Raw genomic sequence first — 24077 nt, 5'->3', positions numbered from 1 at the left:
GAGCGAACGTCAGCGATAGATAACGTCAACGTTAAAAGAATCGAACCATGCCAATGAAACTTCCCGCCTTGCCCGCCAAAGCGGGCCAAAAGATCACGCTCGGCCAGCTGGTCGGCAGCAGCCTCTCGCTGATTGCAGCCCGTCTCACCAGTGAAGCCAAGGGGCCGGTACTGCTTATCACCGCCGATACCCCGAGCGCCCTGCGCCTGGAGCAGGAGCTTCAGTATTTGCTGGCAGACAAGCAGCTAGCCGATCAGTCCGCCCCCGTATTGCTGTTCCCCGATTGGGAGACCCTGCCCTACGACACCTTCTCCCCCCATCAGGACATCATCTCCCAGCGGCTCGAGACTCTCTACAAGCTGCCGCAGATGAGCAAGGGGGTACTCATTGTCCCCATCTCCACCCTGATGTTGCGCTGCGCCCCCCGGGTCTATCTCGACAAATACAGCCTGATGGTGAAGGCCGGCCAGCGCCTCAACCTGCAACAGCTGCGCGGACGCCTGGCCGAGGCGGGTTACGTGGCGGTGGATCAGGTGCTGGAACATGGCGAATTTGCCGCCCGCGGCTCCCTGCTCGATCTCTTCCCCATGGGCAGTAGCAGCCCCTATCGCATCGACTTCTTCGACGATGAAGTGGACTCCATCCGCCCATTCGATCCCGAAACCCAGCGCTCCAGCGAACCGGTCAAGACGGTCAGCCTGCTGCCCGCCCGGGAATACCCCACCGACGAGGCGGCCATCGAACTGTTTCGCGGCCAGTTCCGCGAGCAGTTCGAGCTGTCGCGGGCCGAGGGTTCCGTCTATCAGGAGGTGAGCAAGGGACGCTGGCCCGCCGGCATCGAGTATTATCTGCCGCTCTTCTTCAACCAGACCGCCAGCCTGTTTGACTACCTGCCGGAAGAGACCCTGCTGCTCACCGTGGGGGATATCTACCCCGCCGCCCAGCGTTTCTGGAACGACATCGGCCAGCGCTATGAAGACAGACGCTGGGACAACACCCGCCCCCTGCTGCCACCGGCCCAGCTCTATCTGCCGGTGGAGCAGCTCTTTGCCTCTCTGGGCAAATATGGCGCGGTGCGGCTGCAAGAGGCCGCTACCGCCGGTGATGCCGGTCAGCATGATCTGCCCATCTCGGCGCTGCCGGATCTGCAACTCGATCACAGCAAGGAGCAACCCCTGCTGGCGCTTAACCAGTTCCTGCAAGGCTTTGCCGGGCGCACCCTGTTTGCGGTGGAATCCGAAGGGCGACGGGAGGTGCTCGGCGATCTGCTGGCTCGTATCTCGCTGCAACCCAAAGAGTTCCCCTCCCTCGACGCCTTTATGGCGAGCCCGGATCGCCACGGCCTATTGGTTGCACCGCTTGAACGTGGCTTCCTGTGGCAAGAAGCCGGAGCTGATGCCAGTAATCAGCCACTGGCCCTGATCACCGAAACCGAGCTGCTGGGCGGCAAGGTGCGCAGCAAGCGGGCACGGGAGAAGAGCAAAAACTTAAGCTCCGATGCGGTGATCAGAAACCTGGGTGAGCTGACCCAGGGTCAGCCGGTGGTCCATCTCGATCACGGGGTCGGCCGCTATCTGGGGCTCGAAACCATCGACGCCGGTGGTCTGCCCACCGAGTTTTTGACCCTCGAATATGCCGGCGGCGACAAGCTGTTCGTGCCGGTCACCAGTTTGCACCTTATCAGCCGCTACACCGGTTCTGATAACCCGCCCAGCCACAAGCTCGGCGGCGAGGCCTGGAGCAAGGCGCGGCGCAAGGCGGCGGAGAAGGTGCGCGACGTGGCAGCCGAGTTGCTGGATGTCTACGCTCATCGCGCCGCTCGCGCCGGGTTTGCCTTCAAGCACGACAAAGAGGCCTATCGCCAGTTTGCCGCCAGCTTCCCGTTCGAGGAGACCGACGATCAGCTCAACGCCATCAATGCGGTGCTGGGGGACATGTGTCAGGCCAAGAGCATGGACCGACTGGTGTGCGGCGACGTGGGTTTCGGCAAGACCGAAGTGGCGATGCGGGCGGCGTTTGTGGCCGTGCACGGCGGCAAGCAGGTTGCCGTGCTGGTGCCCACCACTCTGCTGGCGCAACAGCACTACGACAACTTCCGCGACCGCTTTGCCAACTGGCCGGTGCGGGTCGAGGTACTGAGCCGCTTCCGCTCCGCCAAGGAGCAGAGCGCTGTGATGAAGGAATTGGCCGAAGGCAAAGTGGACATCATCATCGGCACCCACAAGCTGCTCGGCTCCGAACTCACCTTCAAGGATCTGGGACTGCTCATCGTCGATGAGGAGCACAGATTCGGGGTGCGCCAAAAGGAGAAGATCAAGGCGCTACGGGCCGATGTGGATATCCTCACTCTCACCGCCACCCCTATTCCGCGCACCCTCAACATGGCGATGTCCGGCATGCGGGATCTCTCCATCATCGCCACTCCGCCCGCCAAGCGGCTCGCCATCAAGACCTTTGTCCGCCAGCACGAACCGGCAGTGGTACGCGAGGCGGTACTGCGGGAATTGAAGCGTGGTGGTCAGGTTTACTACCTGCACAACGATGTCGAGAGCATCGAGAAGTGCGCCGCCGATCTTGCCGAACTGGTGCCAGAGGCCCGCATCGGCATCGCCCACGGCCAGATACGCGAACGTGACCTTGAGCGGATCATGTCCGACTTCTACCACCAGCGCTTTAACCTGCTGGTCTGCACCACCATTATCGAGACCGGTATCGACGTACCGAGCGCCAACACCATCATCATGGATCGGGCGGATCACCTGGGTCTGGCCCAGCTGCACCAGCTGCGGGGTCGGGTTGGCCGCTCTCACCATCAGGCCTATGCCTACCTGCTCACCCCCCATCCCAAGCTGATGACCAAGGATGCGGCGAAGCGGCTGGAGGCGATCGCCTCGCTTGAAGATCTCGGCGCCGGTTTTGCGCTGGCGACCCACGATCTGGAGATCCGTGGCGCGGGCGAACTGCTCGGCGACGATCAGAGCGGCCAGATTGAATCGGTCGGCTTCACCCTCTATATGGAGATGCTGGAGCAGGCGGTCGAGGCGCTGAAAAATGGCAAGGAGCCATCGCTGGAGCAGCTGATGAGCCAGCACACCGAGGTGGAGCTGCGCCTGCCTGCGCTGCTGCCGGATGACTATATTCCGGACGTCAATATGCGCCTCTCCATGTACAAGCGGATCGCCAGCGCGGCAGACGAGCAGGAGCTGCGGGAGCTGAAAGTGGAGCTGATCGACCGCTTTGGCCTCTTGCCGGAGGCGACCAAAACCCTGCTGGAGCTGGCCGCCTTCCGCCAGCGTGCCACCACCCTTGGCATTCGCCGGGTGGAGATGAGCGAGCGCGGTGGCTATCTCGACTTCACCCAGGAGACCAAGGTCAATCCGGCCTATCTGGTCAAACTGCTCTCCAGCCAGCCACGGGTCTACAAGATGGACGGGCCGACCCGGTTGCGTTTCCAGGTACCGACCCAGGATCGTGCGATGCGCCTGAAACTGGTGGATGGTTTGCTGGCTGATCTGGCCAACAACAGCCTGTGAATATCTGCAACGCTGGCGGCGAGCCAGAGAGATAATGCCAACTAAAACGGGAGCCATATCGGCTCCCGTTTTTTATTCGCTATCAGTCAGCTGCGTACTATCAGCCCTGGTTAGCTGGATCCTCATGGGCGGAGAACTCGCGCATAAAGGCCTCGGCCCGCTCCACCATCTTGGTCGAGCCAACGAAGTAAGGGGTGCGCTGGTGCAGCGCGGTGGGCTGGATATCCATGATGCGGCCAAAGCCGTCGGAGGCCTTGCCACCAGCCTGCTCCACCAGAAACGCCATCGGGTTGCACTCATAGAGCAGCCGCAACTTGCCATTCGGCGAGTTGGTGCCGGACGGATAGATGTAGATGCCGCCCTTGAGCAGGTTGCGATGGAAATCAGAGACCAGAGAGCCGATATAACGGGAGGTGTAGGGTCTGTGGGTCGCCTCATCGCGCTCCTGGCAATATTTGAGGTACTTCTTCACCCCATCCGGGAACTTGATGTAGTTACCCTCGTTGATGGAGTAGATCTTGCCCTCTTCCGGAATGCGGATGTTCTCGTGGGAGAGGCAGAAGCAGCCAATGGAGGGGTCGTAGGTAAAGCCGTTGACGCCAAACCCTGTGGTGTAGACCAGCATGGTGGAGGAGCCGTAGACCACATAACCGGCGGCGACCTGACGGTTGCCCGGCTGCAGGAAGTCCTCCAGGGTCACCGGCGAACCCTGCGGGCTCAAACGGCGGTAGATGGAGAAGATGGTCCCGACCGAGACGTTGACGTCGATATTGGAGGAGCCATCGAGCGGGTCGATCAACACCACATACTTGGAGTTTTTGGAGAGCGGCGAGTCAAAGGCGACGAAGTCCTCTTCCTCTTCCGAAGCCATGCCGCACACCTCGCCGCGCGCTTCGAGCGCCGCCTTGAAGCGTTCGTTGGCATAAACATCCAGCTTCTGCTGCACCTCGCCCTGTACGTTTTCAGCGCCCATGGAACCGATGATATCCGCCAGTCCCGCCTTGTTGATCTCCCGGTTCACCACCTTGGCAGCAAGGCGGATCGAGCTGAGCAACGAAGTCAGCTCACCGGTCGCGGTAGGATAATCCGCCTGCTTTTTGACGATGAACTCACCCATGGTGATCATGTTTCGCATTTTTGTTCCTTTAGATCGCATCCGTTGGCATTGAAAACGTTTGCAGGCGTCGACAAAAAAATGCCGATCACCGGCGGCCTTGATTTGTAACCTAATGTAACGTCTGTTTTTTATTTTTGCAGCAAATTAAGCGGCCTATTAAATAGGCTATTTCGCCTCACGTTATGGTAAAAGACGCGTTTTATTCGGTTTCATTCGATAACTTTCAGCCCCTTAATTCGTGGCAATAACCTGCTGCAAGCCATGAGCTGACTGGCCTTGGTCCATTAAAAATGGAGTCTGATGGGCCTGCTGTTCCCTCAGCCATTGCCTCTTGAGATTCGATCGCCAATCCAGCACACTGATTTCGCTTTGGAAGCAAATAAAACTCAAGGATTATCAATGAACAAGACTCTCATTGCCGGCATGGTAGCCGGACTGTTTGCCCTTCCCGCCTGGGCTGCCCAGGTGCCTGCCGGTACCAAGCTGCTGCCGGATGCCCAACAAATCTACGTGACCAATATCGGCACCGAACCCACCACCATCGACCCCCAGCTGGTAGAAGAGACCGCCGGTAGTGCCATCGTCAACGATCTGTTTGAAGGGCTCTATGAGCTGGATAATACCGGCAAGATCAAACCAGCAGGCGCCGTCAGCTACGAGGTCGACAAGACAGGTACCGTCTACACCTTCAAGCTGAGGCCCGAGGCCAAGTGGTCAAACGGTGAACCGGTCACCGCCGCCGATTATGTCTACGGCTGGCAACGGGCAGCCGATCCCAAGACGGCCTCCAACTACGCCTGGTTTATCGAGTTGACCGGAGTGGTCAATGCAAGCGAGGTGACCCAGGGCAAGAAGAGCCCGTCAGAGCTCGGGATCAAGGCGCTCGATGACCACACCCTGCAGGTCACCCTGAAAAATCCGGTTCCCTTCTTCCTGAAGACGCTGGCCCACTACACCACGTTCCCGGCCCCCAAGGCCACCATTGAAAAATTCGGCAAGGATTGGGTCAAACCGGGCAATATCGTCTCCAACGGTGCCTTTGTACTCAAAGAGTGGACCCCCAACGAGCGGCTGAGTGCAGAGCGCAATACCCACTACTGGAACAACCAGCACACCGTCCTGAACAAGGTGGTCTATCTGGAGATCGTCTCGGAAACCGCCGCCTACAACCGCTATCGCACCGGTGAACTGCACTACACCACTTATCCGCTGGAGCAGTACAAGCAGCTCAAGAGCAAGAGCCCGGAAGAACTGGTCAGCGTCCCCACGCTGGCCAGCTATTACTATGTCTTCAATACCCAGCGCAAACCGTTCGATGACCCGAAAGTACGCAAGGCGCTCTCGCTCGCCATCGACCGGGAGACCATCACCGACAAGATCCTGGGACAGGGACAAATTGCCGCATATAGCTTCACGCCCCCCATTGTGGACGGTTTTGAATTGAAAAAACCGGCCAGCCAGCTGCAGAGCAAAGAGGAGCGGATCAAGCAGGCCAAAGCCCTGTTGGCCGAAGCGGGATATGGCCCGGACAAGCCACTCACAGTGGACATTCTCTACAACACCAACGAGAGCCACAAAAAGATTGCGCTGGCCGTCTCCTCCATGTGGAAACACAACCTGGGGGTCACTGCCACCCTCAACAACATGGAGTGGAAGACCATGGTCTCGGCACTCAACGAGGGGGATTTCGGGGTTAGCCGCTATGGCTGGAACGGGGATTATAACGATGCCTCCACCTTCCTCGACATCATGACCTCCAGCAGCAGTGCCAACAGCGGCAAATGGTTCAACAAGGAGTATGACGCCCTGCTGGCCAAGGCCCACGACTCGCTGGATCCCGCTGAACGCAATGCCCTGTATCAACAGGCAGAGGCACTCATTGATGCGGATGCCCCCATCGCCCCAATCTATTTCTCGGTCAAATCCAGGTTGCTCAAGCCTTTCGTGAAAGGCTACCCCCACCTTAACCCGCAAGATGTGGTCTACAGCAAGGAGCTCTATCTGGTTGCCCAATAGACACTGACTGAACAGATCAACCAGACTTGCTGACCTTTGTTGTAGTGATGGTCAAGAGAGGCAGCTTCAAGCACAGGTCATCTGAGTGGGACCGCGGAGATCTACAACAAGCGAACGCCAGAACCGCCTTCTGAACGACAAAACCCCCGATACGCTATATCGGGGGTTTTGAGGTAGAAAACACAATCTAAAAATGGGTGACGTTTTCAGCTTCTAGATAAGGCCACATTGCTCTTGATCGCTTGGCTCAACTGGCCCAAGTGATTATGTGATCAATCCACTCACCAGCCTGCACCTCGTGAACCACTTTGCCACGTACAGATTGACCCGCCTGATGCATGGCAGAGCGACTGCCGGTCAGCAGTGGATGCCACTCTGGCAAAGTATCCCCGTCAGCCAGTAAACGATAGGCGCAAGTAGAGGGAAGCCAATCATATTCGGCAATCTTGTCGTGAGTTATCTGCAGACAGTCAGGCTCTTTTTTGAAGCGATTAAGATAATCGGAACACTGGCAGGTCTTGGTATTGAGCAGGTTACAAGCCACATTGGTGAAGACAAGCTCATCTGTATCTTCATCAATGAGCTTGTTAAGGCAACATTTGCCGCAACCATCGCAGAGGGATTCCCACTCGGATTCAGTCATCTGCTGCAGACTCTTGGTCTGCCAAAAGGAGGATTGCATCATACCGCTCACTTAATATGCCTTCTCAAACGCGTCGTTATACCTATTGTTACCCTGAATTTCAAGGTTGGCATGGCCCACAGAGTTATTTAGCAATAAAAACCAAACATAAAAAAACCGGCGCCTTGGCGCCGGTTTTTGCTCACTACGTCTCGATTACAGAGAAGCGGTGAAGGTACGGGTGATGACGTCTTGCTGTTGCTCTTTGGTCAAAGAGTTGAAGCGAACGGCATAACCGGATACGCGGATGGTCAACTGCGGATATTTCTCCGGGTTTTCCATGGCGTCCAGCAGCATTTCACGGTTCATCACGTTAACGTTCAGGTGCTGACCACCCTCTACGTTGGACTCGTGGTGGAAGTAACCGTCCATCAGGCCAGCCAGGTTGGCTTTCTGGGCTTCCATATCTTTACCCAGTGCGTTCGGAACGATGGAGAAGGTATAGGAGATACCATCTTTAGCGTAAGCGAACGGCAGCTTGGCTACGGAAGTCAGGGAAGCAACAGCACCTTTCTGGTCACGACCGTGCATCGGGTTTGCACCCGGACCGAACGGAGCACCAGCACGACGGCCATCCGGGGTGTTACCGGTCTTCTTACCATATACCACGTTGGAGGTGATGGTCAGAACAGACTGGGTAGCAACAGCACCACGGTAGGTGTTCAGCTTCTGAATCTTCTTCATGAAGCGCTCAACCAGGTCACAGGCGATATCATCGACGCGAGCGTCGTTGTTACCGAACTGCGGGTATTCGCCTTCGATTTCGAAGTCGATGGCAACGCCATCTTCGTCACGAATCGGCTTGACCTTGGCGTACTTGATGGCAGACAGGGAGTCAGCGGCTACGGACAGACCAGCGATACCACACGCCATGGTGCGATATACGTCACGGTCGTGCAGCGCCATCAGAGAGGCTTCGTAGCTGTACTTGTCGTGCATGTAGTGGATGATGTTCAGCGCAGCAACGTATTGCTTGGCCAGCCAATCCATGAAGTGGTCCAGACGATCCATCACGTCGTTGTAGTCGAGGTACTCGGACTTGACCATCTCGGTTTTCGGACCGACCTGGATCTTGAGCTTCTCGTCCATACCACCGTTGATTGCATACAGCATGGTCTTGGCCAGGTTGGCACGAGCACCGAAGAACTGCATTTGCTTACCAACGATCATCGGGGACACACAGCAAGCGATGGCGTAGTCATCGTTGTTGAAATCCGGACGCATCAGATCGTCGTTCTCGTACTGAACGGAAGAGGTCTCGATGGATACCTTGGCACAGTACTTTTTGAAACCGACCGGCAGCTTCTCGGACCACAGGATGGTCAGGTTCGGCTCAGGGGACGGGCCCATGGTGTACAGGGTGTTCAGCATACGGAAGCTGTTCTTGGTGACCAGGGTACGGCCGTCAACGCCCATACCAGCCAGGGTCTCGGTCGCCCACATCGGGTCGCCGGAGAACAGTGAATCGTATTCCGGAGTACGCAGGAAGCGAACCATACGCAGCTTCATGACCATGTGGTCCATCAGCTCCTGGGCTTCTTGCTCGGTGATCAGGCCTTTCTGCAGGTCACGCTCGATGTAGATATCCAGGAAGCTGGAGGTACGACCGAAGGACATGGCTGCACCGTTCTGGGACTTGACTGCCGCCAGGTAGGCGAAGTAGGTCCACTGTACGGCTTCTTTGGCGTTCTTGGCCGGTACGGAGATATCGCAACCGTACTTGGCAGCCATCACCTTCATCTGTGCCAGGGCACGGTGCTGCTCGGAGATCTCTTCGCGCAGACGGATGGTGGCTTCCAGGTTGACGCCGTTTTCCAGGTCAGCTTGCAGGGACTTGAACTGGGCCAGTTTGTCGGCCATCAGGAAGTCAACACCGTACAGAGCAACACGACGGTAGTCACCGATGATACGGCCACGGCCGTAGGCATCCGGCAGACCGGTGATAACACCAGACTTACGGCAGTTCAGGATGTCTTTGGTGTAAACGTCAAACACGCCCTGGTTGTGAGTCTTGCGGTACTCGGTGAAGATCTTCTCGACCATCGGGTCCAGTTGACGACCGTACACTTCGCAAGAAGTTTTAACCATCTTGATACCGCCGTTGGCGATGATGGCGCGCTTCAGCGGCTTGTCAGTCTGCAGACCAACGATCTGCTCCAGGCTCTGATCGATATAACCGGCATCGTGTGCGGTAATGGTGGAGGGCAGGTCAGTATCAAAATCAACCGGCGCATGAGTGCGGTTCTCGATTTTGATCCCTTCCATGACCTTGTCCCACAGCTTGGTGGTCGCTTCGGTCGCGCCAGCCAGGAAGGACTCGTCACCTTCATACGGGGTGTAGTTCTTCTGGATGAAGTCACGGGTGTTGACAGAGGTCTGCCATTCACCGGCCGCGAAGCCTTCCCATGCTTTTTGGAACTGTTCGTTAAGTTCTGCCATTTTTCATTACCTCACACGGTATTGATGTAGTATCCCGCAATCATCCTTAATGATGACGACGGAAGATAAACCAGTAAGTCAGACCAACCATCACGCCACCACCGATGATATTGCCGATGGTCACGGGGATGAGGTTGTGTAGGACGAAGTTGGATACGGTCAGGTCAGCAAAGGTTGCCGGATCCTGACCGATGGCCTGCCAAAATTCCGGACTAGCCACGCTGTGGATAGCGATACCAACCGGAATCATAAACATGTTTGCGATACTGTGCTCGAAACCTGAGGCAACGAACATGGCAACCGGCAGCAGCATAACCACTACCTTGTCAGTCGCGCTGCGGGCACCAAAGGCCATCCATGCAGCAAGACATACCATCAGGTTACAGAGGATACCGAGCGCCACCGCTTCGAAGAAGGTGTGGTGAATTTTGTGTTGGGCCACTTTGAGGGCGTTAAGGCCCCACTGACCGTCTGCTGCCGTGTACTCTGCAGAAACGATGATCAGCGCCACCATCAGCAGACCGCCAATCAGGTTACCGAAGTAGACCAAACCCCAATTCTTGAGCAGCTGAGCCCAGCTGATGCGATTGGCAGCCTTGGCCACCAGTGTCAGGGTGGTGGAGGTGAACAGCTCGGCACCGAGCAGCACACAGAGAATAAGTCCGAGAGAGAAGCAGAGACCGCCCACCAGCTTGGCCATACCCCAAGGCATGGAGCCGGTTCCGGTCGTCACTGTGATGTAGAAGATAAATGCGATGGCGATGAAAGCGCCTGCGGTGATGGCCAGTGGAATGACCTTGTATGCCGGCTTGGTAGCCTTGGCATAGGTGATGTCTTCAGCCAGTGCAGCGATGGCTTCGGGCTTGAGACAATCGAATGGAGATTCAGCTTTCAATTATTTTCTACCTGAATGTTTTGCCTGTTGAAATCATAACAAAGGGCCAAATAGCCAAAATTGACATTGATCAAGTTTATCAGAGTGCGAATGTAATTTTACTACAAATATTTTAGTGCGATGGCTACGCCACTTTACACCAGGTATCAGCTGAAACAGAAATATCACATTTTTAATGCAATGATTTTAAAGAATTTATTCCAGAGCATGGAAATATGGTATTGGCAAGATATCTTTGCAGTTCAACAGCACATCCCCTGCCCTGCCATCAACCCCCTTAGGGGTATTTTTTGTTTTTTATTTCATCTTTGAATAACAATCCCTTGCCTTGCCGCACCATAAACAGAAGGGGCAACACGGCCCCTTCCTTGACAGCAACGATCACGCCCAGTGATGGGCTCGCTTGGCCTTCTGCAGCTTCTCGTAGGCCGCCAGCAGCTTCTGGTGCAGCGGGAACTGGGAGAGGGACAGGTCGGCCGCTTCCAGACCGTGGAAGCGTGCTTCGCCAGTGGCGTTAGCCCATGCCTGTGCCAGCGTCTCTTCGCCATACATGCGAGTGAAGACGGCGCGATACTGCTCCGGATCCCGCTCCTCGTCGAGGAACAACTCGACGCAGGCACGCAGGGCGCGGTAGTAGCTGGCACGCTCGGCAGTGAACACTGACTGGTTGAACTCCATGGTCCAGTCGATGAGATCCAGTGCGGTCTCCAGCTCACCGGCGGCCAGCGCCAGCATGGCTTTCAGCTCGCCAACGCGCAGGGTGTGCAGCGCGGTCCCCTTGGCAGCGGCGATGCCCAGCAGCTCGCGTACACGGGTACGCTCGTCGTGCCCCTCTTCATCCAGTTGATCAAACAACGCCATGTACTGCTCGGCATCCCAATCAAGTGATGGCAGTGCCAGGATCACTTCGCGCAGGTTGGCGCCCATATTGTTGTTGGCCAGCAACAGATCTTCGGCCGGATAGATGTCGGACATGCCGGGCACCAGAATGCGGCAGGCGTAGACACCCAGATGCTCGTAGTCGGCGATATAGACCGGCTGCTCCAGCTCATGGAAGATGCCGATCAGGTGATCGAACTCCTCCTGCGAGGTGCCACGAAAATCCCAGTCGGCAAACTCGAAGTCCGCATCCTGCTTGAACAGATCCCAGCTGATAAGGCCCGAGGAGTCGATGAAGTGGGTCTCGAGGTTGTGGTGATCCGCTACCTGCTCGTTGTCGAATGACGGCGGCACGAACACGTCGAGATCCTTGAGACCGCGGCCCTGCAGCAGCTCGGTGACGGTCCGCTCGAAGGCCACTTCGAAGCGCGGGTGGGCGCCGAAGGAGGCAAAGCATGTGCCATTTCTCGGGTTGAGCAGCACCACGCAGATGACCGGATAACGGCCACCGAGGGAAGCATCGAAGCTGTAAATGGGGAAGCCTTCCGCTTCGAGCGCCGCGATGGAGGCGGCAATCCCCGGATAACGGGCAATCACCTCGTCCGGGATCAGCGGCAAGCTGATGGCCTCGGCGATGATCTTGTTCTTCACGTGGCGCTCGAACACTTCGGAGAGCGCCTGGGTGCGCGCTTCGGTCTTGGTGTTGCCAGCGCTCATGCCGTTGGAAACATAGAGGTTGCCGATGATGTTCATCGGGATGTAGACGGTCTCGTGATCGGACTGACGCTCGAACGGCAGGGCGACGATACCGCGCTCCTCGTTGTTTGACTGCAGATCCACCAGCATGTCGGCGGTCACTTCACCGTCCGGGTTGTAGAACTTGCGGGTGAAGCTGTCTAGCAGACCGGCCGGGAACTGGTCACCCTCGATGGGGAACCACTTTTCGTTCGGGTAGTGAACGAAATCGCCGTTGGCAACCTGCTCGCCAAGATAGAAGTCGGCGAAGAAGTAGTTGGTGGAGAGACGCTCGAAATATTCGCCAAGGGCAGACGCGAGGGCTGCCTTCTTGCTGGCACCCTTGCCGTTGGTAAAGCAGAGGGGGCACTCTTTGTCCCGAATATGCACCGACCAGACGTTCGGCACGGGGTTGAGCCAGGAGGCCTCTTCAATATCAAAGCCCAAGGCTTGCAGCTTGGTCTGGAAGCGTTCGATGGAGTCTTCCAGCGCCGCGTCCTTGCCGGGAATAAAAGTGTGGTCAGTCATCACGATATCCTGATTTTTATTGGCTCATGTTCGGCCGCAGATAATAGCAGGGGTCGGCGGCTTTGGCAGGACAAAAATCAGCAAACAGGGATGAGTCGCACGGTGAGAAACCGGCTTATCCCCGCTCCCCCGCCAAAAACAGCGCGGGCCCGGGGATTGCCCGGGCCCGCTGGTTACGCGACGCGATAAACCGTCAGAGCTGCTTGCCCTGGCTCGCAATCACCTGGCTATACCAGTGGAAGCTCGCCTTCTTGATCCGGCGAAGGGAGCCCCCCTGCTCGTCACGCTCCACATAGACGAAGCCGTAGCGCTTCTGATAGCCGTTGAGCCAGCTCAGGATGTCGGTGAACGACCAGGCGCAGTAGCCGAGCAGTTCCACCCCATCCTGCATCGCCTCCTGGCACGCCTTGACGTGGCTGCGCAGGTAATCGATGCGGTACTCATCGTTCACCTTGTCGCCCGCCTCCAGCTTGTCGAACTCGCCAAGACCGTTCTCGGTGATCATCAGCGGCAGACCATAGCGGGAAGAGAGGCGACGCAGGGCGATACGCATCCCGGTCGGGTCGATGGCCCAGTCCCAGTTGCTGGTCTCAAGGTGCGGATTGGGCGCCGTCTTGTAGAGGCCGGGGATGCCGCTGGACGGGGTAGTGCCCTTCTTGCCGGTGGTGTTGATGCGCTGCAGGGTCTGACCGCCCAAGGGGTTATCTGTGTAGGTCAGGGTGTAGTAGTAGTTGACGCCGATGTAGTCGGGCGTCCCCTCGCGCAGCAGCTCCATATCGCCCGGCAGGATCTCCGGAGCCTCGCCGTTTTCCCGCAAGTAAGCGAGCGCCGCCTGCGGATAGCGGCCAAAGCAGTAAGCATCCAGCCACCAGAGGTTGTTGAACTCCTCGGCGTTCTCATAGGCCAGCATATCTTTCGGGTCGCACGACGCCGGATAGGCAGGGGAGTAGGCAAAGCTCGGGCCGATGAGGCCATTTGGCACATGCTGGCGAAACGCCTTGATCACCCGGGCGTTGGCCAGAAACGCGATATGGTTGGCGGCAAAGAAGCGCTTGCGATCCTGCACAGCCGGCGGATGGGTGCCGAGCTGATAGGCGTTGGTCAGGTTGTAGTTCTGCTCGTTAAGCGACACCCAGTACTTCACCTTGCCGGCAAAACGCTGATAGAGGGTCACGCAGTAGCGCTCGAAATCCTCGATAATGCGTCGGTCTTCCCAGCCGCCGTACTCATCTTGCAGCGCCTGCGGCAGATCCCAGTGATAAAGGGTCAGCACCGGTTCGATCTGGTGGGCCAAGAGGGTGTCGATCAGCTTCTCGTAGAAGGCCAGCCCCGCCTCGTTCACCTCCCCCCGACCGGTGGGATAGATGCGCGGCCAGCTCACCGAGAAGCGGTAAGCCTTGAGCCCCATCTCGGCCATCAGCGCCACGTCCTCTTCCATGCGGTGGTAGTGATCCACCGCCACATCGCCGTTGCTCCCCTCAAAGGTCTTGCCCGGCAGCTTGGTGAAGAGATCCCACACCGAGGGCCCCTTGCCATCGGCATTCCAGCCCCCCTCCACCTGATAGGCGGCGGAGGCGGCGCCCCACAAAAAATCGCTCGGGAAGTCGTTGAACTTGTGGTGATGCATCTGGTGTTGCTCCTTCTGCGCTGATGGTGTCAACCATCTCTGATAACTCGGCGCCCCCGTGCCGGGGCATCCGAAATGAATTGGCATAAGCATCCATCACTTCTAAAATTCCGTCCAATGACAAATTTGACCACTCAACATTCCCAACAGGAATGAAAGGAGCCCTGATGGAGCTACGGGATCTGAAAGCCTTCGTCACTCTGGGGGAGGTACTGCACTTCGGCCAGGCAGCGGTACGTCAACACGTTACCCAGTCGGCCCTGAGCAAACAGATCAGGCGGCTGGAGGAGGAGCTGGGCGGCGAGCTGTTCGAGCGCAACGCCAGTACCACTCGCCTCACCGGACTGGGCAGGGCGCTGTATGAGGATGCCCGCGCTGTGGTCATCCAGAGCGAGCAGCTCTCGCGCACCGCCCGCGACGTGCTGGCGGGCAATGTCGGCACCCTGCGCATCGGCTTTGGCGTGGCCACCAAGATCCTGGTGCCCGCGGCCATCGCCCGTTTTCGCGCCGAGCGGCCGCAAGTGACCATCGAGCTCAACGATCTCTCCACCCACCACCAGCTACTGGCGCTCAGTGAAGGCAAGCTGGATCTCGGTTTTTGCCGCATGCCCGCCCCCAAGGGGTGGCACGCCCTGCCGGTGGTCGAAGCCCACTTTGTCGCCGTACTGCCCGCCAGCTACCGCGATGTGAGGGAGTTGGCGGATCTGGTGGACAAGCCGCTGGCGATCCTGCGTCGGGACAAGGCGCCGTCCTTTTACGATCACCTGATGAACTATCTGGCCCAGAGCGGACTGCGATTTCGCGATATCCAGTACGTCAACGACTTCGCCGCCGGTGTTGCCACCGCGGCGGCAGAGATCGCCTGGACTCTGGTTCCCTCCTCCACCACCATAGAGCACCCTGATGTGCTCACCCTCCCCCTTAGAGATGGGGAAGCCTGCTGGACCATTGGCCTTATCCGTCCGCCCCACAGCAAGGGGCCCTTGATCGATGCCTTCTGGGCAACCATCGCCGATATGGCGCCAAGATAAACACGCCGTTGGCAAACAGCAGATGGCGGCCGCGCATCAACGATAGCGTTCGACGATACGCGCCAACTCGCCGCTTTGTCGCAACTGTTGCAGGGCACGGTTGAACTCGGTTATCCGGGTATTGAAGCGGGAGTGCTTGCCGATGCAGAGATTGAACGGGGTAGAGGCAAGCTGCAGCGGCACCTCGACCACCAACCCGGAGAGACCCAGCTGGTTGAGTTTGAAGCGTGCCACCAGTCGGTCACCATCAGATCCCCCCGACGCGCCGCCAGCATTTTGAAGACATTATCAACATTGATGGTGTGATGAACGGTGAAGCCCGCCAGGTTCTCCTTGCCCCAGCCGTTACCGAAATAGTCGAGAAAGGTAAGCGATTTGAAGTCGCTCAAGCGGCTGGCTCGCTGAAACTCCGCCATGCGGGGATGGGCGCGCTGGGTAAAAATGGTTAGCACTGTGGTGGTAACCGGCTCTTCCACAATCAGGGTATAGCTGCGCCGCTCCCGGGTAGCGATGGTGACAAAACCATCGGCCTGCGCCATCCGCACCATTTTTTGCGCCCGTTGCCACGGATAACCTTCATGGCGCACCCGCAGCCCCATGTGCGCTGCCACCCGCTCCATCACGTCGATCATCAGCCCGCGCATCTTGCCCTGTTCGTCACGCCACGAATATGGGGCAAAGTCGTCAAAGTAGACCAGCTTCAACTCGGCCGCTGGCGCCGCCCAGACACTCTGCCACATCAGCAATCCCCACAGGATTGCGCTCCCCAGACTGACTCTCATGGCCGCGACTCCATCCACTTCTGCCACCTCTGAGCCTAGTGCAAAGCGGGCTGCGGCAAGGTTCAGGATCCAGTGGAAAAAGTGGCCAACGAAAAAAGAGGGAGGAAGCAGTGGCTTCCCCTCTCTCATTCGTTTTTCAGCACACCACCTTACCGATGGCGGTCACGCCTTGCCGGTTACGCCAGCTCGGCCCGCAGCGCCTTGGTGGCATCGACCATCACCTTGAGGGCGGCCTCAGTCTCTTCCCAGCCGCGGGTCTTGAGGCCGCAATCCGGGTTGACCCAAAGCCGCTCGGCCGGGATCTGTTTGGCAGCCTTGCGCAGCAACCCCTCAATCCAGCTCTGGCTTGGCACGTTAGGCGAGTGGATGTCGTAGACGCCCGGGCCAATCTCGTTGGGGTAGTTGAAGCGCTCGAACGCTTCGAGCAGCTGCATCTGGCTGCGGCTGGTCTCTATGGTGATCACATCCGCATCCAGCGCCGCCACCGCCTCGATGATGAGGTTGAAATCGCTGTAGCACATGTGGGTGTGGATCTGGGTGCTGTCCGCCACCGGGCTTGCACTCAGACGGAAGGCCCGCACCGCCCAGTCGAGATAGGCCTGATGATCTTGCTTGCGCAGGGGCAAGCCTTCGCGGATCGCCGGTTCGTCGATCTGGATGATCTTGATGCCAGCGGCTTCCAGATCTGCCACCTCGTCGCGAATGGCCAGCCCGATTTGCAGGGCAGATTGCTCGCGGCTCACGTCTTCGCGCGGGAAGGACCAGCAGAGGATGGTCACAGGGCCAGTCAGCATCCCCTTCACCGGCTTGTCGGTCAGGCTCTGGGCAAATCGGGTCCATTCGAGCGTCATGGGTGTCGGGCGGTCAATATCGCGGGTGATCACCGGCGGCTTGACGCAGCGTGAGCCATAGCTCTGTACCCAGCCGAAGCGGGTGATGGCAAAGCCATCCAGCAGCTCACCGAAATACTCCACCATGTCATTGCGCTCGGCCTCGCCATGTACCAGCACGTCCAGCCCGATGGCCTCCTGACGCGCGATGGCATCGCGGATCTCGGCCTTTATGCCCGCCTCGTAGGCGCTGTCATCGATGCGACCAGCGCGCCAATCCTGCCGCAACACCCGGATCTGCGAGGTCTGCGGGAAGGAGCCGATGGTGGTGGTGGGCAGCAGCGGCAGCTTGAGATCCGAGCGCTGCAGCTCGGCCCTGACCGGATAGGGGCTGTGGCGATCAAAATCGCTGTTGGTGAGGCTGGCGAGCCGTGACTGCACCGCTTTTTTGTGCACCCGGCTGTCGGACTCCCGATCCACGATGGGCTGGCTGTAGGCGGTGATTTTGTCGAGCTCGCCCCCATCCAGATACTCTCTGAGCAGTCCCAGCTCGAAACATTTTTGCAAGGCGAAGGCGAACCAGCTGCGGGTCTGGGGATCCAGCTCCTGCTCCAGGGTCAAATCCACCGGGCTATGCAGCAATGAGCAGGATGAGGCCACCCAGAGCCGCTCGCCGAGTTTGGCTTTCAGTGCCTTCAGAGTCGGCGCCAGCTTGGCCAGATTGGCACGCCAGACGTTGCGGCCGTTGATCACCCCGGCGGAGATGACCCACTGGGCGGGCAGATGCGGCACCAGGGTCTCCAGCTGTTCGGGGGCGGCCACCAGATCCAGATGCAGGCCATCTACCTTGAGGCTGGTGATGATGTCGCGCTGATGGGCCACCGAACCGAAATAGGTGGTGAGCAGCAGCTTGCAGGGGCCGCTCAGGCGCTCGTAGGCGTTGAGGTAGGCCAGCCGCCACTCGTCCGGCAGGTCCAGCGTCAGCGCAGGTTCATCGATCTGTACCCACTCCACCCCTTGGGCGGCCAGTTTGGCCAGGATCTCCTGATAGACGATGAGCAGGCGATCGAGCAGTTCAAGGCGGGAGAAGCCGCTCTCTTTCTCCTTGCCAAGCCACAGATAAGAGACCGGTCCCAGCAGCACCGCCTTGACCGGCAGCCCCAGAGCTTTGGCCTCTTCCACCTCGTCAAACAGCTGGCTCCAGCCCAGCTTGAAGCGCTGATCACGGCTGAATTCCGGCACCAGATAGTGATAGTTGGTGTTGAACCATTTGGTCATCTCGGCGGCGGCCGCCGCCGGGCCGGTCGGCGCACGGCCGCGGGCCACCCGGAACAGGGTGTCGAGATCGGTCTCGCCATGGCGGTGGCGGGCAGGCACCGCATCCACCAGCAGGCTGGTACCGAGCACCTGATCGTACCAGGCAAAGTCGCCCACCGGCAGCAGATTGACCCCGGTGCCGTGCTGGGCCTGCCAATGGCGCTCACGCAGCGTCTTGCCCACGGCAACGAGTTCGGCCTGAGTGGTCTCGCCACGCCAGTAGGATTCGAGGGCAAATTTCAGCTCGCGCTTGGCGCCGATACGGGGGAAGCCCAGGGTGTGTGCTCGTGTCATAGGTTCATTTCCTTATGCTCATTCATCTGATGGGAAACTGGATGATTTAGCCATCCAGATGTTTACACATCCAAAATGACAAGATAAGGTGACGCTGGCTATTGAATCCTCTTCAAGTGGCTCTCAAATAATCCTCAACTGACCGCCAATCAGGTTCACCGCGAGGATACAGAGGCCGATGTTTACAGGTGCAAGAGGTGCCGGAGTCAAGAAGCGCAGCAGGGTAACCGCCGGCCGCAACCTCAGCGCCATACGCAATCTCACAAGGAGCCATCTTATGGCAGTGCCAAGCAATGCAGGGATAGAGATCAAACACTTGAAAACATTGACCGCACTGGCCGAGCAGGGCTCGCTGGCCGGTGCGGCGCTGACCCTCAACCTCACCCAGTCCGCCCTCTCCCACCAGCTCAAAGAGCTGGAGACCCGCCTCAATCTGGAGCTCTACCTGCGCAAAAGCCGCCCGCTGGTGCTGACCGCCGCCGGCAGCCAGCTGCTCGCCCTCGCCCGTCAGGTACTGCCCGCCCTGGCCCAGACCGAGAAACAGTTGCAGGCCCTGCAGAGCGGCGATGCGGGCAGGCTGCATCTGGCGCTCGATTGCCACAGCTGCATCCAGTGGCTGCTGCCGCTGTTGCCGGAATTTCGCCGCCAGTGGCCAGGGGTGGATCTGGAGGTGGAGTCGGTGCCGGGCTTTGATGCCATCAATGCCCTGCTCGGCGGCCAGCTCGATTTGCTGCTCACCTCGGACGTACAGGCCCGTGGCGATCTCCACTTCGAGCCGCTGTTTGCCTTCGATCTGACTCTGGTGATGGCGCCGGATCATCCCCTCTGCCACCAGAGCCGCATTGAGCCAGGCGATCTGGGGCCGGAGGTGCTGCTGGTCTATCCGGTGGAGCGCAGCCGCATGGATATTTTCAGCCGCTTTTTGCAACCCGCCGAGGTGGAGCCCGCCCGCTGCAAGCCGGTGGACAACACCTCTGTGATGCTGCAGATGGCCGCCGCAGGACTCGGCGTCGCCGCCCTGCCGCGCTGGGCCAGCGACGAGTTTGTCAGACAGGGGATGCTCTGCGCCCGCCCCCTAGGGAGCGGTATTCGTCGCCATATGTATGGCGCGGTGCGGGCCGCCGATCGGGATCAAGCCTGCCTGCAGAGCCTGTTCGAGCGCATTCGCCGCAAGATGGAGGGATAGCCCTCCTCAGCGTGGCTGACCGACCTCTGCCAGCAGTGCAGGCAACTTCACCTTGATAAAGTCGATGAGGGCCCTGACCGCCGGTGACAGACCGCGCCGCGCGGGATAGAGCATCACCAGCTTGCCATCTTTGGGACGCCACTCGGGCAGCAGTTGTTGCAGCCGCCCATCCGCCAGCTCATTCACGCAGGCGTAAAGTGGCAAGCCCACCATCCCGAGCCCCGCCAGCGCCGCCTGTTTGAGGGTTTGCACATTGTCGCTGCGCAGCAGCACATTGACCGCCACCTCCTCACTCTCCCCGCTATCGTGCCGCAGCCGCAACAGATCGGCCTGACGCTCCAGCGAGCTGAAAAGCAGGGCATCCTCTCCTTCCAGCTGGCGTGGATGCGCCAGCGCATTGTGGCGCGAGAGCCACGCCGGGGTCGCCAGTACGCCCCACTGCACCGTACAGAGCGGCACCTGAACCAGGCTGGAGGGGGGCTGCTCGAAGGCCACCCCGCGGATCACCACATCCAGCCCCTCCTCCAGCAGATCCACCTGCCGATTGCTGGCTTGCACGGTGAGCCTCACCTTGGGGTATTGCGCCATAAAAACGGGCAACAAGCGGGCAAGCAGCGCATCGGCAATGGTAATGGGCACGCTGATCCGCACCAGACCGCTCGGCTCATGCTGCCGTTGCCGCACAGCCGCCTCTCCGGCCTGCGCTTCGGCCAGCATCGCCTGACAGTGGCGATAGAGCACCTCACCGGCATCGGTCAGGCTGAGTTGGCGCGAGGTACGTTGCAGCAGCCGGGTATCCAGCCGCTCCTCCAGCAGCCGGATCCGCGCGAGATCCGCGACTTGGGTACGCCAAGCGCCCGCGCGGCGGCAGTGAATCCCTGTCGCTGCACCACATGGGTGAAGAGATAGAGATCATTCAAATCAAGTTCCAGTGGTGTCATCGGGCAGCCTTGGTCAGGGTGAGGTGCATTCACATCGTTCTATTGATGGAACGATAAGAACCTATTTCACCAGATTGTCGCTATTTTTGCAGCCATCATAATGGCCCTGTCCCCATCAAACGGTTGCTGCGCGGGCAATCCGCCCCACCAGCAAGGGCCGTTTGACTGTTCCGATATCACAAGGAGTTCACCATGAAACTGCGACAAATCTGCTCTGCCACCCTGCTCGGTCTGGCGACCCTGACCGCCACGCTGGCCACCACAGCAACACCGGCCATGGCCGCCGAGGCTGCCAGCCATCCGACCGTATCACCCAACCGCTATCTGGAGATGCTCTCCCGAGACAATGCGGTACTGCTGCTGGTCGACCATCAGGTCGGCTTGCTGAGCGGCGTGCGCGACACCACGGTGGGCGAGCTCAAGCACAACGTGGTGGCGCTGGCCAACGCCGCCCGCGCCCTCGGCGTGCCGGTGATCGTGACCGCTACCATGCCCGATGGTATGTGGGGCCCCACCATGCCCGAACTAACCAGTGCCCTGCCGGATGTGAAGGTGATCAACCGCACCGTCATCAACGCCTGGGACGATCCCGCCGTGCGCGCCGCCATTGAGAAGACCGGCCGCAAACAACTGATCATCGCCGGGGTATCCCTCGAGATCTGCGCCAGCTTCCCGGCCCTCTCTGCCAAGGCTGCCGGCTATGATGCCCGGGTGGTGCTCGATGCCTCCGGCACCTTCAACGAAGCCAAGCGCACCACTGGGCTGCAACGCTTGCTGGGGGCCGGTATCCCGGTCACCGACTACGCCTCCGCCGCGGTCGAGATGCTGCGCAGCAACGTCGACCCCAAGGCGCACGATGTCTACAGCGCCCTCGACATGCCTTTCGCCACCCTGGTGTGGCAGATGCAAGAGGGTGCCAAGAAGTCGTAACTCGCCCCGCCTTCGGTCAGATGACCGAAGGCATCTTTTATCTTCAAGAGGTTATATCGATGACCAGACGCCTGACTCTCTCCGCCCCCGTCAAGGGCCAACCGCTGCGCATTGGCAGCGGCTTTGCAGCCAGCCATTTTGGCGAACACTTTTTCAACGGTCTGATAGACCCCGTGGTGATGGTGGATCACTTCCAGATGACCGCCCCCACCTTCGAGCCCCATCCCCATGCCGGGATCTCTGCCGTCACCTATCTGTTCGAGGATTCGACGAGCTCCCACGTCAACTACGACACCCTCGGCAATCAGGGCCCCATCGAACCGGGCGCGCTCCACTGGCTGGCGGCCGGGCGCGGGGCCGTGCATACCGAGCAGCCGGAGGGGGAATCGCCCTATGTCCACGCCCTGCAGATCTTCGTCAACCTGCCTGCCCGTCAAAAGATGATGTCGCCTTTTGCCGTCCACGCAGCCGCTGCCACCATCCCCGAGTTTCATGGCGAAGGGGTGCGAGTACGGGTGGTCGCAGGCCACAGCAACGGGATAACGGCACCACACTCGGCAGAGCTGCCCCAACCCTTTACCCTGCTCGATAGCCATTGCGCGCCCGGCAGCCGCTTCACCCATCTGCTGGCGGCAGGCTGGAATGCGATGATCTATCCCCTGACCGGATCGCTGACCCTGCAGGCGGAGGGAGAGCGGCGCCTCATCCCGGCAGGTCACGGGATGGGGGTCAGCCTCTCTGCCGATGGCGGCGAGGCGGTGGCTCTGCAACTGGAGGCCACCGAGCCCTGCCACTTCGTGCTGCTCTCAGGCCAGGCACTCAATGAACCCCTGGTCAAACATGGTCCCTTCGTCATGAACAGCCACGACGCCATTGCAGATCGGCTGCATGCCTATCAACGCGGCGAATTTGGCCAGCTCAGCGATGAGTGGCTGCACAACGGCCAATCTCAGCCATGAACACGCTCGCTGGCCACCAGCCACAAAGAACCTGTTGGCCTCTGGTCTTCCTCGCCATTTTTGCCGGTGCCAGCGGCGCCCTCTGCCTTGGCAAAGTGCCCGCCGTACTCGGCATACTGCGCAACGAGCTGGGGCTGACACTGGTCGAAGCCAGCTATCTCGCCTCGGCCTTCAATACGCTGGCGATCCTCTTCAGCCTCTTTCTCGGCCTGCTGCTGACTCGCTGGAGTGGGCGGCAAACCGGGGTTGTGGGGCTTTTGGTTATCGCCACAGGCGGGGCGTTGGCACTGCCCGCCACCGGGCTGGCCATGATGCTGCTGTCGCGCATTGTCGAGGGGATTGGCTTTTTGCTGGTCTCAGTGGCCATGCCCGCCTTTATCGTGGCGGTGACCCGGGAGGAGGATAAACGGCTGGCCATAAGCCTGTGGGCGGTCAACCTGCCTCTCGGGGCGGCGGCGGGTATGCTGCTCACCCCCTGGCTCACGGCGCAAGGTGGCTGGCGACTGGCCTGGCTGATCCTGATGATCCCACAACTCTCTGCCCTGCTGCTTCTGCTCGCCAGTCGCTCGGCAGATAAACTGCGGGGAGGGGCACCCCAAAACTCGATCAACTCGGGCCACCCGCTGCGCCAACTCACGGTGCTCCGGCAGAAGGCACTCTGGCGCTACGGGTTGGCGTTCACGCTCTACAGCCTGATGCTATGGGCGCTCTTTGTCTGGCTGCCAACCATGTTGCAAGGCACTCCCGGGATTGGCCAAAGCCAGATCGCCCTGCTCTCGGCGCTGGCGGTGGTCGCCAATATTCCCGGCAACCTGCTGGGGGCATGGCTGCTGCGCAGGGGCATGGCGCGAGATCGGCTCATCAGCTGGGCACTGGGTCTGATGGCGCTGTGCGGCATGCTCGCCTTCTGGCCCGGCCTGTCGCCGTGGTGGGCCTATGGAATGTGCCTCGTCCTCTCCCTGGCGGGTGGCATGGCGCCGCCGGCTATCCTCTCGTCAGCACAGGGAGTGAGTCAGGGGCCGGTACAACTGGCCATCGTGCAGGGCTTTTTTGTCCAGCTCGCCAACCTCGGTCAGCTGCTTGGCCCCCTGTTGCTGGCGGCCCTGATGACGGACAACGGCCAATGGGGGAACGCTCGCTGGCTCTTTCTGGGCGGATTGCTGCTGGTCGCGCTGCTCTATGCCGCGAGCCACCTGCCAGACTCAAGCATGACTGCAAAACAGGCTCGATCGCATTCGCGGCATGATGGAAGATGACGAATAGAGAGGGAAACATCACAGTTACCGCAGGGAATGCTGGCCGGACAAGAGGCTGTTCAGTATGTTAACTGTTTAATTTTGCTTAACGGTAGCCACC

General features: G+C 59.5%; 15 protein-coding genes and 2 pseudogenes. 7 read left to right on the top strand and 10 right to left on the bottom strand.

Features of this window, described 5'->3' with window-relative positions; genetic code table 11:
• Positions 1–53: 53 nt before the first annotated feature.
• Complete coding sequence (gene mfd / locus ACTG2T_RS18785; protein ID WP_330124641.1) at positions 54–3533, top strand: transcription-repair coupling factor; 3480 nt, start codon at positions 54–56, stop codon at positions 3531–3533.
• Positions 3534–3633: 100 nt separating this feature from the next.
• Here mfd and fbp read toward each other — a convergent pair whose 3' ends face one another.
• Positions 3634–4668: a class 1 fructose-bisphosphatase gene (fbp, locus tag ACTG2T_RS18780; protein WP_005336993.1), complete on the bottom strand. Its 1035-nt coding sequence runs from the start codon at positions 4666–4668 to the stop codon at positions 3634–3636.
• Positions 4669–5049: 381 nt separating this feature from the next.
• Here fbp and ACTG2T_RS18775 point away from each other — a divergent pair, with 381 nt between their 5' ends.
• Complete coding sequence (locus ACTG2T_RS18775; RefSeq protein WP_330124559.1) at positions 5050–6666, top strand: peptide ABC transporter substrate-binding protein; 1617 nt, start codon at positions 5050–5052, stop codon at positions 6664–6666.
• A gap of 247 nt (positions 6667–6913) precedes the next feature.
• On the opposite strand, the gene ACTG2T_RS18770 is transcribed toward ACTG2T_RS18775, so the two are convergent.
• The 5 genes from ACTG2T_RS18770 to ACTG2T_RS18750 all read right to left on the bottom strand — a co-directional run bounded on the left by ACTG2T_RS18770 (position 6914) and on the right by ACTG2T_RS18750 (position 14451).
• Positions 6914–7348 carry a YcgN family cysteine cluster protein gene (locus ACTG2T_RS18770; RefSeq protein ID WP_185900049.1) on the bottom strand — a complete coding sequence of 145 codons (435 nt, stop codon included), beginning with the start codon at positions 7346–7348 and terminating at the stop codon, positions 6914–6916.
• A 156-nt stretch (positions 7349–7504) separates the two neighbouring features.
• On the bottom strand, positions 7505–9787 hold the full coding sequence (gene pflB, locus ACTG2T_RS18765) for a formate C-acetyltransferase (RefSeq protein WP_005352571.1): 2283 nt from the start codon (positions 9785–9787) through the stop codon (positions 7505–7507).
• Between the two features lie 46 nt (positions 9788–9833).
• Positions 9834–10682 (bottom strand): formate transporter FocA, encoded by an 849-nt coding sequence (focA, locus tag ACTG2T_RS18760; RefSeq protein ID WP_005333620.1) that lies wholly within the window; start codon positions 10680–10682, stop codon positions 9834–9836.
• Between the two features lie 381 nt (positions 10683–11063).
• Positions 11064–12824 carry a 30S ribosomal protein S12 methylthiotransferase accessory factor YcaO gene (ycaO, locus tag ACTG2T_RS18755; protein ID WP_330124558.1) on the bottom strand — a complete coding sequence of 587 codons (1761 nt, stop codon included), beginning with the start codon at positions 12822–12824 and terminating at the stop codon, positions 11064–11066.
• Positions 12825–13017: 193 nt separating this feature from the next.
• Positions 13018–14451, bottom strand: coding sequence for a glycoside hydrolase family 1 protein (locus ACTG2T_RS18750; protein ID WP_021231363.1), 1434 nt, complete (start codon positions 14449–14451; stop codon positions 13018–13020).
• A 167-nt stretch (positions 14452–14618) separates the two neighbouring features.
• Between ACTG2T_RS18750 and ACTG2T_RS18745 the strand changes: the two genes are divergently transcribed.
• The gene (locus ACTG2T_RS18745) at positions 14619–15482 is read left to right on the top strand and encodes a LysR family transcriptional regulator (protein ID WP_139440577.1); all 864 of its coding nucleotides are present in this window, start codon (positions 14619–14621) and stop codon (positions 15480–15482) included.
• A 36-nt stretch (positions 15483–15518) separates the two neighbouring features.
• Here ACTG2T_RS18745 and ACTG2T_RS18740 read toward each other — a convergent pair.
• Positions 15519–16264 (bottom strand): annotated as a pseudogene (locus ACTG2T_RS18740) (substrate-binding periplasmic protein).
• A gap of 176 nt (positions 16265–16440) precedes the next feature.
• A complete protein-coding gene (gene metE, locus ACTG2T_RS18735; RefSeq protein ID WP_330124556.1) occupies positions 16441–18705 on the bottom strand; it encodes a 5-methyltetrahydropteroyltriglutamate--homocysteine S-methyltransferase in 2265 nt (754 codons plus the stop codon).
• Between the two features lie 277 nt (positions 18706–18982).
• Here metE and ACTG2T_RS18730 point away from each other — a divergent pair, with 277 nt between their 5' ends.
• Positions 18983–19891: a LysR substrate-binding domain-containing protein gene (locus ACTG2T_RS18730; protein ID WP_330124555.1), complete on the top strand. Its 909-nt coding sequence runs from the start codon at positions 18983–18985 to the stop codon at positions 19889–19891.
• 6 nt (positions 19892–19897) lie between these two features.
• Here the strand turns inward: ACTG2T_RS18730 and ACTG2T_RS18725 are convergent, their stop codons facing one another.
• Both ACTG2T_RS18725 and ACTG2T_RS18720 read right to left on the bottom strand, forming a co-directional pair.
• Positions 19898–20632 (bottom strand): substrate binding domain-containing protein, encoded by a 735-nt coding sequence (locus ACTG2T_RS18725; RefSeq protein ID WP_439973826.1) that lies wholly within the window; start codon positions 20630–20632, stop codon positions 19898–19900.
• 12 nt (positions 20633–20644) lie between these two features.
• Positions 20645–20832: pseudogene (locus tag ACTG2T_RS18720) on the bottom strand (LysR family transcriptional regulator); the annotation flags it as partial.
• Between the two features lie 192 nt (positions 20833–21024).
• Between ACTG2T_RS18720 and ACTG2T_RS18715 the strand changes: the two are divergent.
• The 3 genes from ACTG2T_RS18715 to ACTG2T_RS18705 are packed head-to-tail and all read left to right on the top strand — an operon-like array spanning position 21025 to position 23977.
• Positions 21025–21762, top strand: a complete 738-nt coding sequence (locus ACTG2T_RS18715; RefSeq protein WP_041210334.1) for an isochorismatase family protein — start codon at positions 21025–21027, stop codon at positions 21760–21762.
• A 59-nt stretch (positions 21763–21821) separates the two neighbouring features.
• A complete protein-coding gene (locus ACTG2T_RS18710; protein WP_158109227.1) occupies positions 21822–22721 on the top strand; it encodes a pirin family protein in 900 nt (299 codons plus the stop codon).
• A complete protein-coding gene (locus ACTG2T_RS18705; protein WP_330124553.1) occupies positions 22718–23977 on the top strand; it encodes an MFS transporter in 1260 nt (419 codons plus the stop codon). Before ACTG2T_RS18710 ends, ACTG2T_RS18705 begins: the two co-directional genes overlap by 4 nt.
• Positions 23978–24077: the final 100 nt, after the last annotated feature.

Origin of the sequence: Aeromonas sp. 75A (genome assembly GCF_051919425.1) — a bacterium.
Taxonomy (GTDB): Bacteria; Pseudomonadota; Gammaproteobacteria; order Enterobacterales; family Aeromonadaceae; genus Aeromonas; species Aeromonas veronii.
The sequence above is the reverse complement of the archived record's forward strand: the minus strand, read 5'-3'. Positions and strand labels throughout refer to the sequence as shown.